The organism is Acinetobacter haemolyticus, from assembly GCF_900406815.1.
Lineage (GTDB): Bacteria > Pseudomonadota > Gammaproteobacteria > Pseudomonadales > Moraxellaceae > Acinetobacter > Acinetobacter haemolyticus_A.
This window is the reverse complement of the sequence record NZ_OVCN01000018.1, coordinates 21,296-36,841: the sequence shown is the minus strand read 5'-3', so window position 1 is coordinate 36,841 and position 15,546 is coordinate 21,296. Positions and strand designations below refer to the sequence as shown.

Genomic DNA, 15,546 nt, shown 5'->3' with positions numbered 1-15,546 from the left:
ATCTGCCAGTAATTTGCAGCTTTTGTACAGAATCGGTACGGGCATCATGCTTTGGAATAAAACTGGCGTTATTTTTGCTAAGAATTATTATCATTCTAACGATAATAGGTTTTAGCGCATGAAGTCGCATTTAAGAGTGCATTATTTTCAGCACATCGCCGGTGAGGGTTTTGGAAGTTGTTATGAATTTCTAAAGGCACATAAAGCAAAAATCACAGCCACTGAATTTTTTGCTTTGCCTGTAGATTTGCCGCTTGAGCTAGAGGCGTTGCCGCGTGTGGATGAGGTGGACTTGCTCATTATCATGGGGGGAACCATGAGTGTAAATGATGAAGCGAACTATCCTTGGTTGAGGCTGGAAAAACGCTGGTTACGCCGCTATTTGGCAGCAGGAAAACCCGCCATTGGTCTATGCTTAGGTGGGCAGTTGATTGCAAATGCTTTAGGTGCTGCTGTAAGCCGCAATCCTCATCAGGAGCTAGGTTGGATGGATGTTGGGCGTGCTTCACATATTCCAGAAACATGCTTCCAATTTCCTGAGCGGATCAATATCTTACAGTGGCATAGTGAAACTTTTGAAATCCCGAAGGGGGCAGTACATTTGGCAGAAAATAAAGTTTGTCGAAACCAAATGTATCAAATTGGACGCAATGTGCTTGGTTTTCAATTTCATCCAGAAATGACACCACATGCATTGGAGTTGTTGATTGAAAATGAAGAAGAAATGGCAATTTTTGATGGCGAGTACGTTCAACCCATATCGGAGCTAAAAAGGACACTAAAAAGTAGATTCGAACAAGGTAATCAGTTGTTGAATCGAGCGATAGAATATGTTGTAGGTGTTTAAAGAGGATAAAATTATAAAAAATAAAAAACAGGAATTGCATAAGACTTAAACAATCGCTATAATGGGCGACCCTCAAAAGGAGGGCGTTTTCTACGAAGAAAGTAGTTAACGCATTACAGTCGTGGCATCGATCACGACCATAGTGATTTTCACTGCCCTTGACACTTACCAAAAAAAGGTGAGGTGCGTCATGGGTGATTCTTTATATATTTGGCTTGGAGTTTACTGGTATGTCTAACCAGAGAATTCGTATCCGTTTGAAGTCTTTTGATCATCGTCTGATTGATCAATCTGCTCAAGAGATCGTAGAAACCGCTAAGCGTACTGGCGCACAAGTGTGTGGTCCAATCCCGATGCCTACTCGCATCGAACGCTTCAACGTTCTTACTTCACCACACGTCAACAAAGACGCTCGTGATCAGTATGAAATCCGCACTTATAAACGTTTGATCGATATCGTTCAACCAACAGATAAAACTGTTGATGCATTGATGAAGTTAGATCTTGCTGCTGGTGTTGATGTTCAGATCGCTTTGGGTTAAGGCTTTCGGTTAATTAACTCTAAGTTAATTAGGCCGCTTTTTTAGAGGTTTATGCACATGGCTATTGGTTTAGTCGGTCGCAAATGTGGTATGACTCGCGTCTTTACAGATGCTGGTGTATCTGTACCTGTTACAGTTATCGAAGTCGATCCAAACCGCATTACGCAAATCAAAACACTTGAAACTGATGGTTATCAAGCAATTCAAGTAACTACTGGTGAACGTCGCGAATCGCGCGTAACGAACGCTCAGAAAGGTCACTTCGCTAAAGCGGGTGTTGCTGCTGGTCGTTTAGTTAAAGAGTTCCGTGTTACTGAAGCTGAGCTTGAAGGTCGTGAAGTTGGTGGTTCTATCGGTGTTGATTTGTTCACAGTTGGTCAAATTGTTGACGTAACTGGGCAATCAAAAGGTAAGGGCTTCCAAGGTGGTGTTAAGCGTTGGAATTTCCGTACGCAAGATGCTACTCATGGTAACTCTGTATCTCACCGTGTATTAGGTTCTACAGGTCAAAACCAAACACCTGGTCGCGTGTTCAAAGGCAAGAAAATGGCTGGTCACTTAGGTGATGAACGCGTAACAGTTCAAGGTCTTGAAATTGTATCTATTGACGCTGAACGTTCTGTTTTAGTTGTTAAAGGTGCTATTCCTGGTTCAACTGGCGGCGACGTTATCGTGCGTCCTACCATCAAGGCCTGAGGGGAAATACTGTGAATTTAAAAACTGTTTCCGGCTCTGCTGTTGAATTGTCTGAAGTTGCTTTCGGACGTGAATTTAACGAAGCTCTTGTACACCAAGTTGTTACAGCTTATTTAGCTGGTGGTCGTCAAGGTACTCGTGCTCACAAATCACGTGCAGATGTTTCTGGCGGTGGTAAAAAACCATTCCGTCAAAAAGGTACTGGTCGCGCTCGTGCGGGTTCTATTCGTAGCCCGATCTGGGTTGGTGGTGGTAAAACTTTTGCTGCTCGTCCACAAGATTGGTCTCAAAAAGTAAACCGTAAGATGTATCGCGGTGCAATGCAATGTATCTTAGCTGAACTTGTTCGCCAAGATCGCCTTGTATTAGTTGAAGAGTTTGCTGTTGCGGCTCCAAAAACTAAAGAATTGCTTGCAAAACTTACCGACTTGAATGCAACTCGCGCATTGATCATTACAGATGCTGTAGATGAGAACTTGTATCTCGCAGCTCGCAACCTTCCACACGTTGATGTGGTTGATGCTACTGCTATTGATCCTGTTAGCTTGATCGCATTTGATAAAGTTGTAATGTCTGTAGCTGCTGCTAAGAAAATTGAGGTAGAACTCGGATGAACAACGAACGTATCTATCAAGTCCTATTAGGACCAGTATTCTCAGAAAAAGCACAAGTTTTAGGTGATACTGCTGGTGTTCAAGTGTTCAAAGTTGCATTAAATGCAAACAAACTTGAAATCAAAAAAGCAGTTGAACAGCTCTTCGGTGTTGAAGTTGTAAAAATTAATACAACGATCACTAAAGGTAAAACAAAACGCTTTGGTAAAACATTAGGACGTCGTTCTGATGTGAAAAAAGCATACGTCACCCTGAAAGCTGGCCAAGATGTAGAAATGGCTGACTTGGGCGATACCGCTGAAAACGCAGCGGAATAAGGACGAAAATTATGCCAATTCAAAAATGTAAGCCAACGTCTCCAGGACGTCGCTTTGTAGAGAAAGTGGTTCATAGCCATCTTCACAAAGGCGCACCTTATGCACCGTTGGTAGAAGCAAAAAAACGTACTGGTGGTCGTAATAACAATGGTCACATCACTACACGTCATGTAGGTGGTGGTCATAAACAACACTATCGTATTGTTGACTTTAAACGTAATAAAGATGGTATTCCAGCGACTGTAGAGCGCATTGAGTACGATCCTAACCGTACAGCTCATATTGCTTTATTGAAATATGCTGACGGTGAACGTCGTTATATCATTGCTCCTAAAGGTTTACGTGCGGGTGATAAAGTTCAATCTGGTAACGATGCTCCAATTCGTCCAGGTAACTGCTTACCACTTCGTAACATGCCTATTGGTTCTACACTTCATAACCTTGAACTCAAAATCGGTAAAGGTGCTCAATTAGCGCGTTCTGCTGGTACTTCAGTTCAGTTGTTAGGTCGTGATGGTTCTTACGCTATCGTTCGTTTACGTTCTGGTGAAATGCGTAAAGTCCATGTTGAATGTCGTGCTGTAATTGGTGAAGTTTCTAACCAAGAAAGCAACCTTCGTTCATTGGGTAAAGCTGGTGCTTCGCGCTGGCGCGGTGTTCGTCCTACCGTTCGTGGTATGGCGATGAACCCAGTTGACCATCCACACGGTGGTGGTGAAGGACGTAGTAAAGGTATTCAACCTGTAAGTCCATGGGGTCAAAAAGCTAAAGGGTACAAGACACGTACCAATAAGCGTACGACTAAGATGATTATTCGCGACCGTCGCGTCAAGTAAAGGAATCTGACTAATGCCTCGTTCATTAAAAAAAGGTCCATTCGTCGACGCGCACTTGTTCGCTAAGGTTGAAGCGGCTATTGCAGCAAACAACCGTAAGCCGATCAAGACTTGGTCTCGTCGTTCAATGATCCTTCCAGACTTTGTTGGTTTAACAATTTCTGTTCACAATGGTCGTAACCACGTTCCAGTAATTGTTACTGAGCACATGGTTGGTCATAAACTAGGTGAATTCGCGCCAACTCGTACCTATCGTGGTCACGGTGTTGATAAGAAGTCTAAACGTTAATAGGTGCTATGATGGAAGTAACTGCTAAATTACGCGGTGCCGCTATCTCGGCACAGAAGGCACGTTTAGTTGCTGATTTGATTCGTGGTAAATCGGTTGCACGCGCGCTAGACATTTTAAACTTCAGCAACAAGAAAGCAGCTGTGCTCGTTAAAAAAGCACTTGAATCTGCGATCGCGAATGCTGAACACAATAACAGCTTAGATGTTGACGATCTTAAAGTAACTACGATTTACGTTGATGAAGGCATGAGCCTTAAACGTATCATGCCGCGTGCTAAAGGCCGTGCAGATCGTATTACTAAGCGTACTTGTCACATCACCGTTAAGGTAGGGGTTTGATATGGGTCAGAAGGTTCATCCAATCGGTATCCGCCTGGGTGTTGTGAAACGCCATAACGCTAACTGGTATGCGAGTCCGAAACAATACGCTGAATACTTGCTTAAAGATCTTCAAGTTCGTGAGTTTCTAACTAAGAAACTTAAAAACGCGATGATCAGCAACATTCTTATCGAACGTCCTACAGGCGCTGCTAAAGTAACAATTAGCACTGCTCGTCCTGGTATCGTAATCGGTAAGAAAGGCGAAGACATTGAAAAATTACAGCGCGAACTCACCAATATTATGGGTGTTCCAGCGCAAGTTAGCATCAACGAAATCGATCGCCCAGACTTAGACGCTCGTTTAGTTGCTGAAGCAATCGCTTCTCAATTAGAAAAGCGTGTAATGTTCCGTCGTGCTATGAAGCGCGCGGTTCAAAACACCATGCGTGCTGGCGCAAAAGGTATCAAAGTTGAAGTTTCTGGCCGTTTAGGTGGTGCAGAGATTGCTCGTACTGAATGGTATCGTGAAGGTCGTGTACCTTTGCATACACTTCGTGCTGACATCGACTATGCAACTATGCGTGCAGAAACAACTTACGGTACGATCGGTGTTAAAGTTTGGATTTTCCGTGGCGAGATTTTAGGTGGCATGAAACAAGTCATGAACCCTGCTCCTGCTGAAGAGCGTCCAGCTAAACGTGGTCGTGGACGTGGTGAAGGTCAAGAGCGTCGTGGTCGTCGCGGTGACCGTGCTGCTGACAAGGGAGAATAATCCATGTTGCAACCTAAACGTACCAAATTCCGTAAAGTGCACAAAGGCCGTAACACTGGTCTAGCGCATCGTGGTAGTACAGTATCATTTGGTTCGATTGCAATTAAAGCAACTGAACGTGGTCGTATGACTGCGCGTCAGATTGAAGCTTGCCGTCGTACCATCAGCCGTCGTATTAAGCGTGGTGGTAAAATCTTCATCCGCGTATTCCCGGACAAGCCAATTACCGAAAAACCATTAGAAGTTCGTATGGGTAAAGGTAAAGGTAGCGTGGAATATTGGGTTTGTCAGATCCAACCAGGTAAGATCCTGTACGAAATTGAAGGTGTTAACGATGAGTTAGCGCGTGAAGCTTTTGCTTTAGCTGCTGCTAAACTTCCGTTTAAAACCACTATCGTGACTCGGACGGTAATGTAATGAAAACTAAAGATCTACGTGAAAAATCGGTAGAAGAGTTGAAAGCTTTGCTTGATGAGCAACAGCTTAACCAATTCCGTCTTCGTATGGCGAAAGCAACTGGTCAATTAGGCAAATCGCATGAAGTGCAAATTGCTCGTAAGACAATTGCTCGTATCAAGACACTCCTTACCGAAAAACAGGGGAACGGACAATGAGTGAAAAAACAGTCCGCACGTTAACCGGCAAAGTCGTAAGTGACAAAATGGACAAGTCTATTGTTGTACTTATTGAACGCCGTGTTCAACACCCGTTGTATGGCAAATCAATCCGCCGTTCAACTAAACTACACGCTCATGATGAGAACAATGTTGCTAAAACTGGCGACTTGGTAACCATCAAAGAAAGCCGCCCAATTTCTAAAACTAAAGCTTGGACTTTAGTGGAAGTCGTTGAAGCAGCTGCTGAGTAATTAGACGTTCTTGTTGCATCATCGGACAATTTCGAGTACTCTTTGAGCCTTTCGAAATTGTGACCGGTGATGCTCGGTTTTGGAGTAGGGCAATGATTCAAACCGAAAGTATGCTCGACGTAGCAGACAACAGTGGTGCACGCCGCGTACAATGTATTAAAGTACTTGGTGGTTCACACCGTCGTTATGCTTCAGTTGGCGACATTATTAAAGTTACTGTAAAAGAAGCAATCCCACGCGCACGTGTTAAAAAAGGTGACGTGATGAATGCTGTAGTTGTTCGTACAAAATTCGGCATCCGTCGTCCAGATGGTTCAGTTATTCGTTTCGACGATAACGCAGCTGTTATTTTGAATAACAACAAAGCTCCGATTGCTACTCGTATCTTCGGACCAGTGACTCGTGAACTTCGTACTGAACAGTTCATGAAAATCATTTCATTGGCTCCTGAAGTTCTATAAGAGGCAATCATGGCTAAGATTAAAAAAGGCGATCAAGTAATTGTGATCGCAGGTAAAGAAAAAGGCAAACAAGGTGTTGTTTTGTCTGTTTCTGAAGATCGAGTTAAGGTCGAAGGTCTTAACTTAGTGAAGAAGCATCAAAAGCCAAACCGTGTAACTGGCGCTGAAGGCGGTATCGTTACTCAAGAGGCAACGCTTCATATTTCAAACGTGGCAATTTTTAATGCTACAACCCAAAAGGCTGACCGTATTGGTTACCAAGTGATTGATGGCGCGAAAACTCGTGTTTACAAATCAAATGGTGAATCAGTGGCGGTAGCGAAGTAATAGGTTGAAAAGGCAATGGCCAGACTTAAAGCACGTTACAACGACGAACTTAAAGCGAAGTTACAAGAAGAACTTGGCGTTAAGAACGTGATGGATATTCCTCGCATCACGAAAATCACTCTTAACATGGGTGTAGGCGCAGCTGCAACTGATAAGAAATTATTAGATGGTGCTGTTGCTGATATGCAACTCATTGCTGGTCAAAAACCAGTTGTGACCCTTGCGCGTAAATCAATCGCTGGTTTCAAAATCCGTGACGGTTGGCCGATCGGTTGTAAAGTTACTTTACGCGGCGACCAAATGTACGAATTCTTGGATCGTTTGATCTCTATCGCAATCCCTCGTATTCGTGACTTCCGTGGTTTCTCTGCGAAATCATTTGATGGTCGCGGCAACTACTCTATGGGTTTAAAAGAGCAAATCGTTTTCCCTGAAATCGATTTTGACAAAATTGATCGTATCCGTGGTTTAGATATCACGATTACGACCACTGCTCGTAGCGATGACGAAGGCCGTGCGCTTATGCGTGCATTCGGCTTCCCGTTCAAATAAGAGGTCGATATGGCTAAGAAAGGTATGATTAATCGCGAATTGAAACGCGAAAAGACAGTTGCTAAATACGCTGCAAAACGTGCTGAATTAAAAGCAACGATTGCAAATGTAAATGCGAGTGACGAAGAACGTTTCGAAGCGACATTAAAGTTACAGGCATTGCCACGTAACGCATCTCCAGTACGTCTTCGTAACCGTTGTGGTTTAACTGGTCGTCCTCATGGTTACTTCCGTAAGTTCGGTTTAAGCCGTAACAAATTACGCGATACAGTAATGCAAGGTGATGTGCCGGGCGTTGTTAAGGCAAGCTGGTAAGGAGCGACTAAATGAGTATGCAAGATACCGTTGCCGACATGTTAACACGTGTTCGTAACGCACAAATGGCGAAGAAACAAACTGTTTCTATGCCGTCTTCTAAGTTGAAAGTTGCAATTGCAAATGTACTTCAACAAGAAGGTTATATTTCAAATGTAGAAGTGGCTCAAGAAGAGATCAAATCTACTTTGACTATTACGTTAAAATATTTCGAAGGCAAACCAGTTATCGAAACCGTTAAGCGTGTAAGCCGTCCAGGTCTTCGCCAATACCGCGGTAAAGATAAAATTCCTAGCGTTAAGCAAGGTTTAGGTATTGCAATTGTTTCTACAAGCAAAGGCATCATGACTGATCGCGCTGCACGTGCTGCGGGCATCGGTGGTGAAGTTATTGCTTTTGTTTCTTAATAGGTGATTCCTCATGTCTCGTGTGGCTAAAGCCCCAGTAACTGTACCGAATGGTGTAACAGTTACTCAGAACGGCCGGCAGGTCGAAGTGAAAGGCAGCAAAGGTACATTGTCTTTCAACCTGCATGCGCTGGTCGAGCTAAAACAGGAAGAAGGTAAACTTCAACTTGCTCCGGCTAAAGAGTCGAAAGACGCTTGGATGCAGGCTGGTACTGCTCGCGCTGTATTGAACAACCTTGTAAAAGGTGTTAGCGAAGGCTTCGAACGTAAGTTACAGCTTGTTGGTGTTGGTTATAAAGCTGCGGTTAAGGGTACTGTTGTAAACCTTAACCTTGGTTACTCACACCCGATTGACTACGCTTTACCGGAAGGTGTAACAGCGGAAACTCCAACTGCAACTGAAATCATTTTGAAATCAGCAAACAAGCAGTTGTTAGGTCAAGTGGCAGCGGAAATCCGTGCATACCGTGCTCCTGAACCATATAAAGGTAAAGGTGTTCGTTATTCGGATGAAGTTATTCTTCGTAAAGAAGCTAAGAAGAAATAAGGCGCGAGGTTCTTATGAACGAAAAGAAACAAACCCGTTTGCGTCGTGCGAAAAGCACACGCTTGCACATTCGTGCATTGGGTGCGACTCGTTTGTGTGTAAACCGCACTCCGCGTCACATCTATGCGCAAGTTATTTCAGCGGATGGTGGCAAAGTTTTAGCGCAAGCTTCAACTTTAGATGCATCTTTACGTAGTGGTACTACTGGTAATGTTGAAGCGGCTACGAAAGTTGGTGCTTTGATCGCAGAACGTGCTAAAGCAGCTGGCGTTACTAAAGTTGCATTTGACCGTTCTGGTTTTAAATATCATGGTCGTATCAAAGCCTTGGCTGATGCTGCTCGTGAAGGCGGCTTGGAGTTCTAATCATGGCGAAAGTTGAACAAAACGAAGGTCTCGTTGAAAAGCTGGTTGCCGTTGATCGTGTAGCCAAGGTAGTAAAGGGTGGTCGTATCTTCTCTTTCACAGCACTAACTGTTGTGGGCGATGGTAATGGTCGTGTAGGTTTTGGTCGTGGTAAAGCACGTGAAGTTCCAGCTGCTATTTCTAAAGCACTTGAAGCTGCTCGTCGCAACATGATTACTGTAGACCTTGCGGGGACTACTTTACAACACCCTGTGAATGCTCGTCATGGCGCAAGCCGTGTATACATGCAACCTGCTTCAGAAGGTACTGGCGTAATTGCTGGTGGCGCGATGCGTGCTGTTCTTGAAGCTGCAGGTGTACATAACGTACTTGCTAAATGTTATGGTTCTACTAACGCTGCTAACGTAGTAAACGCGACTTTTAAAGGTTTGCGTGATATGACTTCTCCTGAGAAAGTCGCTGCGAAACGTGGTAAGTCAGTAGAAGAAATTCAAGGGTAATCAATCATGAAAACGATTAAAGTTACCCAGACTAAGTCTTCTTCACATCGCTTGAAAAATCACAAGCTTTGCTTACAAGGTTTAGGTCTGCGTCGTATTGGTCATACTGTAGAAGTGCAAGATACGCCTTCTAACCGCGGCATGATCAACAAAGTTTACTATATGGTTAGTGTAGAGGAATAATGCCATGACTCTGCGTTTAAATGAGCTTGCACCTGCTGAAGGTGCAAAGCGTGAAAACCGTCGTTTAGGCCGTGGTATCGGTTCTGGCGTTGGTAAGACTGGTGGCCGTGGTGTCAAAGGTCAAAATTCACGTAAAAGTGGTGGTACTCGTCCAGGCTTTGAAGGCGGTCAAACTGCGTTATATCGTCGTTTACCAAAATTCGGTTTCACTAGCCAAATCGCTTTGAAAACTGCTGAAGTACGTTTGTCTGAGCTAAACAAAGTTGAAGGTGATGTTGTTTCACTAGAAACTTTGAAGGCTGCGAATGTTGTTCGTCGTGACCAAGTTCGTGCTCGCATCGTGCTTTCAGGTGAAATCACTCGCGCGTTCACTGTACAAGGTGTAGCGTTGACTAAAGGTGCTAAAGCTGCTGTTGAAGCTGCTGGCGGTAAAGTCGAGGAGTAATCTCGAGTGTCTATGACTCCTAGTTCTTCTGGTCATGTAAACATGATGAAAGGCCAACCGTTTCATGTGAAATACCGTGAAATTATTCGTCGATTAATGTTTTTAATTGGCGCGTTATTGGTCTTTCGACTAGGAGCGCATATTCCGTTGCCGGGCATTGATAGTGTGGCACTAGCAAGCTTTTTTAAGGCCAATGAAGGTACCTTCTTGGGCTTATTTAATATGTTTTCTGGTGGTGCATTAGAACGCATGTCAATTCTAGCGTTAGGGATCATGCCATACATCTCTGCATCGATTATCGTGCAGTTGATGTCAACAGTGGTTCCTTCGTTAGAAGCTTTGAAAAAAGAAGGCGAGCAAGGCAAACGTAAACTGAATCAATATACGCGTTACGGCACTCTATTTCTTGCACTCGTGCAGGGTATAGGGATGTGTGCTGGTCTGATTAGTCAGGGTATTACTTTGACTTCAGGCTTGGCATTCTATGTTCCAGCAGTGACTTCGCTTGTTGCAGGAACAATGTTTTTGATGTGGTTGGGTGAACAGATTACCGAACGTGGTGTTGGTAACGGTATCTCAATGATTATTTTTGCTGGTATTGTAGCTGGCTTGCCAAACCTTGTAATTCAGTCGTTCACGTCTGTACAAAATGGTCAAGGTAGCTTAATTGGTTTGGCGGTATTCGGTTTATTATCGTTAGCTGTCTTAGCCGCGATTGTGTTTATTGAAAAAGCACAACGTCGTATTCCAGTAAATTATGCTCAAAAACAACAGGGCCGTCGTGTATTTACTGCACAGCAAACACATTTGCCATTAAAAATTAATATGGCAGGTGTGATTCCAGCGATTTTCGCTAGCTCACTGTTATTATTTCCAGCGAGCTTGGGGCAATGGTTAGGAAGTGCTGATCCAAATGCAGGATTTGTTAAGCGTAGCCTGCAAGATCTGGCATTGGTGTTATCACCTGGACAGCCGTTATATTTAATGCTCTTTGGTGCGTTAATTATCTTCTTCTGTTATTTTTATACGGCGCTTGTTTTTAGCCCGAAAGAAGTTTCAGAGAATTTGAAACGTAGCGGAGCATATGTGCCTGGTATCCGCCCAGGTGAGCAAACGGCTCGTTATTTAGATCATATTCTTAACCGTTTGACATTTATTGGTGCTATCTACATTACCGTAGTGTGTTTAATGCCTATGGTGCTACAAAGTTCGTTTGGTATTCCATTCCATTTGGGTGGGACATCTTTACTGATTGTAGTTGTAGTTGTGATGGACTTTATGGCGCAACTTCAAGCGCACTTGACCTCGCATCAATATGATAATCAAACGTTAATGAGAAAAACGACTGCTCATCCGCAGGGATAAGCGCACTTAGAGGTTTTCATCATGAAAGTACAAGCTTCTGTAAAGAAAATTTGTGGTAGCTGTAAAGTTATCCGTCGTAATGGGGTTATTCGCGTAATTTGTAGCGCAGAACCTCGTCATAAGCAGCGTCAAGGTTAATTTAATTAAGACCTGTTGATTTCAGTAGGCTAATTAGGTTATTATCCGCCCCTCAAGATTTTTGTGGGGCGGTTGATTATCTTGACTGCCTTTTTGGAGAAAATTGAATGGCTCGTATTGCCGGTGTAAACATTCCGGATAACAAGCACGCTGTTATCTCTCTCACGTATATTTTTGGTATCGGTCGCCACACTGCTAAGAATATCTTAGCTGCTGTAGGTATTGCTGGAACTACGAAAATTCGTGAATTAGATGATGCTCAGCTTGATGCGATTCGTGCAGAAGTTGCTAAGGTTCCGACCGAAGGTGATTTACGTCGCGAAATTTCCATGAACATTAAACGTTTAATGGATTTAGGCTGCTACCGCGGTCTTCGTCATCGTCGCAGCTTGCCTGTTCGCGGACAACGCACCAAAACTAACGCACGTACCCGTAAAGGTCCGCGCAAACCGATTAAAAAGTAAGATTTCTGGAAGCTAAAAGATGGCTAAAGATACTCGCACACGCAAGAAGGTCTCTCGTACCGTCTCTGAAGGTGTTGCACACATTCACGCGTCTTTTAATAACACCATTGTTACGATTACCGATCGTCAAGGTAATGCATTGGCTTGGGCCACCTCAGGTGGACAAGGCTTCCGTGGTTCACGTAAATCAACTCCGTTTGCTGCTCAGGTAGCTGCTGAAGTTGCTGGTAAAGCAGCTTTAGATTACGGTTTGAAAAACCTAGACGTCCTTGTAAAAGGTCCTGGTCCAGGTCGTGAGTCTGCGGTTCGTGCATTAGGCGCAGTGGGTTATAAGATTAACAGCATTACCGATGTGACTCCAATTCCTCACAACGGTTGCCGTCCACCTAAAAAACGTCGCGTGTAAGGAGAAACATTCATGGCTCGTTATATTGGTCCAAAATGCAAACTCTCTCGTCGCGAAGGGACAGACCTGCAACTTAAATCAGGCGTTAAACCGTTTGATGTAAAAACCAAAAAACACAATAAAGCACCTGGTCAACATGGTCAGGCTCGTGGTGGTAAGCAATCTGAGTATTCACTACAATTACGTGAAAAACAAAAAGTCCGTCGTATGTACGGTGTGTTAGAGCGTCAATTTAGTAACTACTATAAAGAAGCAGCTCGTGTGAAAGGCGCAACAGGTGAAAACTTGTTGAAATTGCTTGAAAGCCGTCTTGATAACGTAGTTTATCGCATGGGTTTTGGTTCTACACGTTCAGAAGCTCGTCAGTTAGTTTCTCACCGTTCTATTACTTTAAATGGTCGTCGTGTCAACATTGCGTCTATTCAAGTAAAAGCGGGCGATGTAATTGCGGTTCACGAAGGCGCTAAACAACAATTGCGTATTAAAAATGCAATTGAATTGGCTGCTCAACGTGGTATCCCTGCTTGGATGGAAGTTGACCATTCTAAGCTAGAAGGTACGTTCAAAACTGCACCTGATCGTTCTGATTTACCTGCTGAAATCAACGAAAGCTTGATTGTAGAATTGTATTCTAAATAATCCTTGAGGTAGCAATAAATGACGCGTACTGCAAACGAGTTTCTAACTCCGCAAGCGATCAAGGTCGAAGCGGTGAGCGGGACCTCGGCAAAAGTGATTCTGGAACCTTTAGAGCGTGGCTTTGGTCATACTCTAGGTAATGCTTTACGTCGCATTCTATTGTCTTCTTTGCCTGGCGCTGCTGTGGTTGAAGTTGAGATAGAAGGCGTCGAGCACGAGTACAGTACTTTAGAAGGCTTGCAGCAGGACATCGTCGAGCTCTTGCTGAACCTAAAAGGATTGTCTATTAAGCTGTTCGATCAAAATGAAGCATATTTAACATTAGAGAAACAAGGTGCAGGTGACGTAACAGCAGCCGACCTTCGTTTACCTCATAATGTTGAAGTGGTTAACCCTGATCATTTAATTGGTACTTTGAGTGCTAGTGGTTCATTGAAAATGCGCCTTAAAGTTGCTCAAGGTCGTGGTTATGAAACATCTGACTCTCGTTTCCCAGAAGGCGAAACTCGCCCAGTGGGTCGTTTACAGTTAGATGCTTCTTATAGCCCGATTAAACGTGTTTCTTATACCGTTGAAAATGCGCGTGTAGAACAACGTACCGATCTTGATAAGCTAGTGATCGATCTTGAAACAAATGGAACTGTTGATCCAGAAGAAGCTATCCGCAAAGCGGCAACAATCTTGCAACAACAAATTGCAATTTTTGTTGATCTTCAGAAAGATCAAACTCCTGTTGCTCAAGAACCTCGCGAAGAAGTTGACCCAATTTTGCTTCGTCCAGTAGATGATCTCGAGCTAACTGTTCGTTCTGCTAACTGTTTGAAGGCAGAAAATATTTACTACATTGGTGATCTTGTTCAACGTACTGAAGTTGAGTTGTTAAAAACTCCTAACTTGGGTAAAAAATCGTTAACAGAGATCAAAGATGTTTTGGCATCGAAAGGTTTACAACTCGGCATGCGTTTAGAGAACTGGCCACCAGCTAGTCTCCGTATGGATGACCGTTTTGCCTATCGTAGCCGTTAATTAAGTAGGACTATCACCATGCGTCATCGTAATAGTGGTGTGAAATTAGGCCGTACAAGCAGCCACCGTAAGGCGTTGTTTCAAAACTTAACGAATGCTTTAGTTGAGCATGAGTTAATTAAAACAACTTTGCCTAAGGCGAAAGAACTTCGTCGTGTTGCTGAGCCTTTAATCACTTTGGCAAAAAACGATACAGTAGCAAACCGTCGTTTAGCGTTTGCTCGTACTCGTTCTGCAGCAACTGTTGGTAAGTTATTTACCGTTCTTGGCCCTCGTTACAAAGAGCGTAACGGCGGTTATCTACGTGTTCTTAAAGCGGGCTTCCGTGCAGGTGATGCTGCACCGATGGCTTACGTTGAACTTGTAGATCGTGAAGTAAAATAATACTTCTACGTACAAGAACAGCTCAGTTGTTCAAAAAAGGTCGGTGTAATAACCGACCTTTTTTATTGTTTAACAAAAAGTCTTATAGATTAATTTAATTAGCAGTTTTAGTTCACATGATCTTTCTATGTTTAACAGCGTTAATATAAACGCATAAAAGAGACATAACTTATCGTTTGATTTTTAATCTATTACAAAAAATAAAGGAAAAGTAGTAATGTACTCTAATTAGTTTTTATTATGAATTACTTGGAGTTATATTATGTCACGACCTGAAATACCTAACTTAAGAACGTGGCCCCGTAATCTCAGTACGGCTCAAGGCGGTGGTCTATCTACAATGCAAGATGGTGGAATGTCTACATTGCAGTACGGCGGAATGTCCACATTACAGTACGGTGGAATGTCCACATTGCAGAACGGTGGAATGTCCACATTACAATATGGCGGATTATCGACTTTACAGTATGGCGGATTATCAACGTTACAGTATGGTGGATTATCAACATTACAGTATGGTGGATTATCAACGTTACAGTATGGTGGATTGTCCACATTGGATGGTGGTGGTATGTCAACTTCTTCAAATAATGTATATCGTAGCAATATCCCACCATGGCCAGTTTTTTTATTAGAATTAGAAAAAAGAGGCTATTCAGGTCAAGCTCAATTAATTAGACGTCATATTCCATCATTTTTATATCCTGAGAATTTTTTCTAGTTAAAACTTCTTTGTAACGTACAGAATAGGTTTTATGCCGAGTGTCGCCTAGAGTTTTTTTTATATTACTTAGTATGTCAAATCATTCTAGTGTCTAGCACATTAGAATGATTTTAATTTTTTATGAATATTTTAAATATTATTTTCTAATGAATTCGAGCAGATAAAATGCCTAAACACTGCTATCTTCTCTTTTA

At 43.0% G+C, this 15,546-nt stretch carries 29 protein-coding genes and 1 pseudogene; all 30 read left to right on the top strand.

The genetic code is table 11. The features are described from left to right. The first annotated feature begins 118 nt into the window (after positions 1-118). The 30 genes and pseudogenes from DK207_RS12890 to DK207_RS12745 all read left to right on the top strand — a co-directional run bounded on the left by DK207_RS12890 (position 119) and on the right by DK207_RS12745 (position 15,349). Positions 119-847 carry a type 1 glutamine amidotransferase gene (locus DK207_RS12890; protein WP_004641076.1) on the top strand — a complete coding sequence of 243 codons (729 nt, stop codon included), beginning with the start codon at positions 119-121 and terminating at the stop codon, positions 845-847. Positions 848-1,077: 230 nt separating this feature from the next. Further along, entirely contained in the window at positions 1,078-1,389 is a 312-nt protein-coding gene (gene rpsJ / locus DK207_RS12885) for a 30S ribosomal protein S10 (protein WP_000070912.1), read from the top strand. Positions 1,390-1,446: 57 nt separating this feature from the next. Then, positions 1,447-2,085, top strand: coding sequence for a 50S ribosomal protein L3 (rplC, locus tag DK207_RS12880; protein ID WP_005086841.1), 639 nt, complete (start codon positions 1,447-1,449; stop codon positions 2,083-2,085). Positions 2,086-2,096: 11 nt separating this feature from the next. After that, a complete protein-coding gene (gene rplD, locus DK207_RS12875) occupies positions 2,097-2,699 on the top strand; it encodes a 50S ribosomal protein L4 (RefSeq protein ID WP_004641072.1) in 603 nt (200 codons plus the stop codon). Continuing rightward, positions 2,696-3,016: a 50S ribosomal protein L23 gene (rplW, locus tag DK207_RS12870; protein ID WP_004641070.1), complete on the top strand. Its 321-nt coding sequence runs from the start codon at positions 2,696-2,698 to the stop codon at positions 3,014-3,016. The genes rplD and rplW overlap by 4 nt, the downstream gene beginning before the upstream one ends. 11 nt (positions 3,017-3,027) lie before the next feature. Next, a complete protein-coding gene (rplB, locus tag DK207_RS12865; protein ID WP_004641068.1) occupies positions 3,028-3,852 on the top strand; it encodes a 50S ribosomal protein L2 in 825 nt (274 codons plus the stop codon). Positions 3,853-3,865: 13 nt separating this feature from the next. Beyond that, positions 3,866-4,141 carry a 30S ribosomal protein S19 gene (gene rpsS, locus DK207_RS12860; RefSeq protein WP_004641066.1) on the top strand — a complete coding sequence of 92 codons (276 nt, stop codon included), beginning with the start codon at positions 3,866-3,868 and terminating at the stop codon, positions 4,139-4,141. A gap of 11 nt (positions 4,142-4,152) precedes the next feature. After that, complete coding sequence (gene rplV, locus DK207_RS12855; protein ID WP_005086837.1) at positions 4,153-4,482, top strand: 50S ribosomal protein L22; 330 nt, start codon at positions 4,153-4,155, stop codon at positions 4,480-4,482. A gap of 1 nt (position 4,483) precedes the next feature. Beyond that, a pseudogene (rpsC, locus tag DK207_RS12850) lies at positions 4,484-5,300 on the top strand (30S ribosomal protein S3). Then, positions 5,240-5,653, top strand: coding sequence for a 50S ribosomal protein L16 (gene rplP / locus DK207_RS12845; protein ID WP_004641059.1), 414 nt, complete (start codon positions 5,240-5,242; stop codon positions 5,651-5,653). The pseudogene rpsC and the gene rplP overlap by 61 nt, the downstream one beginning before the upstream one ends. Then, the gene (rpmC, locus tag DK207_RS12840; protein WP_000849927.1) at positions 5,653-5,850 is read left to right on the top strand and encodes a 50S ribosomal protein L29; all 198 of its coding nucleotides are present in this window, start codon (positions 5,653-5,655) and stop codon (positions 5,848-5,850) included. The genes rplP and rpmC overlap by 1 nt, the downstream gene beginning before the upstream one ends. After that, positions 5,847-6,104, top strand: coding sequence for a 30S ribosomal protein S17 (rpsQ, locus tag DK207_RS12835; RefSeq protein WP_004641057.1), 258 nt, complete (start codon positions 5,847-5,849; stop codon positions 6,102-6,104). The genes rpmC and rpsQ overlap by 4 nt, the downstream gene beginning before the upstream one ends. Before the next feature lie 92 nt (positions 6,105-6,196). Next, positions 6,197-6,565: a 50S ribosomal protein L14 gene (rplN, locus tag DK207_RS12830; RefSeq protein ID WP_004657680.1), complete on the top strand. Its 369-nt coding sequence runs from the start codon at positions 6,197-6,199 to the stop codon at positions 6,563-6,565. A 9-nt stretch (positions 6,566-6,574) separates the two neighbouring features. Then, positions 6,575-6,892: a 50S ribosomal protein L24 gene (rplX, locus tag DK207_RS12825; protein WP_004641054.1), complete on the top strand. Its 318-nt coding sequence runs from the start codon at positions 6,575-6,577 to the stop codon at positions 6,890-6,892. 15 nt (positions 6,893-6,907) lie between these two features. Then, complete coding sequence (gene rplE / locus DK207_RS12820; RefSeq protein WP_004641052.1) at positions 6,908-7,444, top strand: 50S ribosomal protein L5; 537 nt, start codon at positions 6,908-6,910, stop codon at positions 7,442-7,444. A 9-nt stretch (positions 7,445-7,453) separates the two neighbouring features. Further along, entirely contained in the window at positions 7,454-7,759 is a 306-nt protein-coding gene (gene rpsN, locus DK207_RS12815) for a 30S ribosomal protein S14 (protein ID WP_004641050.1), read from the top strand. Positions 7,760-7,770: 11 nt separating this feature from the next. Continuing rightward, entirely contained in the window at positions 7,771-8,166 is a 396-nt protein-coding gene (gene rpsH, locus DK207_RS12810) for a 30S ribosomal protein S8 (protein WP_004641048.1), read from the top strand. A gap of 13 nt (positions 8,167-8,179) precedes the next feature. Then, complete coding sequence (rplF, locus tag DK207_RS12805; RefSeq protein WP_004641046.1) at positions 8,180-8,713, top strand: 50S ribosomal protein L6; 534 nt, start codon at positions 8,180-8,182, stop codon at positions 8,711-8,713. Positions 8,714-8,727: 14 nt separating this feature from the next. Next, positions 8,728-9,078 carry a 50S ribosomal protein L18 gene (gene rplR / locus DK207_RS12800; RefSeq protein ID WP_004641044.1) on the top strand — a complete coding sequence of 117 codons (351 nt, stop codon included), beginning with the start codon at positions 8,728-8,730 and terminating at the stop codon, positions 9,076-9,078. Positions 9,079-9,080: 2 nt separating this feature from the next. Further along, positions 9,081-9,578, top strand: a complete 498-nt coding sequence (gene rpsE, locus DK207_RS12795) for a 30S ribosomal protein S5 (protein WP_001141025.1) — start codon at positions 9,081-9,083, stop codon at positions 9,576-9,578. Between the two features lie 6 nt (positions 9,579-9,584). Continuing rightward, positions 9,585-9,761, top strand: coding sequence for a 50S ribosomal protein L30 (gene rpmD, locus DK207_RS12790; protein WP_000849088.1), 177 nt, complete (start codon positions 9,585-9,587; stop codon positions 9,759-9,761). A 4-nt stretch (positions 9,762-9,765) separates the two neighbouring features. Further along, the gene (gene rplO / locus DK207_RS12785; RefSeq protein WP_004641042.1) at positions 9,766-10,206 is read left to right on the top strand and encodes a 50S ribosomal protein L15; all 441 of its coding nucleotides are present in this window, start codon (positions 9,766-9,768) and stop codon (positions 10,204-10,206) included. A 45-nt stretch (positions 10,207-10,251) separates the two neighbouring features. Next, on the top strand, positions 10,252-11,571 hold the full coding sequence (gene secY, locus DK207_RS12780) for a preprotein translocase subunit SecY (RefSeq protein WP_171055818.1): 1,320 nt from the start codon (positions 10,252-10,254) through the stop codon (positions 11,569-11,571). A gap of 21 nt (positions 11,572-11,592) precedes the next feature. Further along, complete coding sequence (gene rpmJ / locus DK207_RS12775; protein ID WP_000867907.1) at positions 11,593-11,709, top strand: 50S ribosomal protein L36; 117 nt, start codon at positions 11,593-11,595, stop codon at positions 11,707-11,709. A gap of 107 nt (positions 11,710-11,816) precedes the next feature. Then, positions 11,817-12,173: a 30S ribosomal protein S13 gene (rpsM, locus tag DK207_RS12770; RefSeq protein ID WP_004641038.1), complete on the top strand. Its 357-nt coding sequence runs from the start codon at positions 11,817-11,819 to the stop codon at positions 12,171-12,173. A 19-nt stretch (positions 12,174-12,192) separates the two neighbouring features. Next, positions 12,193-12,579, top strand: coding sequence for a 30S ribosomal protein S11 (gene rpsK / locus DK207_RS12765; RefSeq protein WP_004641037.1), 387 nt, complete (start codon positions 12,193-12,195; stop codon positions 12,577-12,579). 12 nt (positions 12,580-12,591) lie between these two features. Further along, a complete protein-coding gene (rpsD, locus tag DK207_RS12760) occupies positions 12,592-13,218 on the top strand; it encodes a 30S ribosomal protein S4 (RefSeq protein ID WP_075314690.1) in 627 nt (208 codons plus the stop codon). Between the two features lie 18 nt (positions 13,219-13,236). Continuing rightward, positions 13,237-14,244: a DNA-directed RNA polymerase subunit alpha gene (locus DK207_RS12755; RefSeq protein ID WP_004641033.1), complete on the top strand. Its 1,008-nt coding sequence runs from the start codon at positions 13,237-13,239 to the stop codon at positions 14,242-14,244. Positions 14,245-14,262: 18 nt separating this feature from the next. Further along, the gene (gene rplQ / locus DK207_RS12750) at positions 14,263-14,628 is read left to right on the top strand and encodes a 50S ribosomal protein L17 (RefSeq protein ID WP_004641032.1); all 366 of its coding nucleotides are present in this window, start codon (positions 14,263-14,265) and stop codon (positions 14,626-14,628) included. 262 nt (positions 14,629-14,890) lie between these two features. Next, positions 14,891-15,349: a hypothetical protein gene (locus DK207_RS12745; protein WP_109441516.1), complete on the top strand. Its 459-nt coding sequence runs from the start codon at positions 14,891-14,893 to the stop codon at positions 15,347-15,349. The last annotated feature ends 197 nt before the right edge of the window (positions 15,350-15,546 follow it).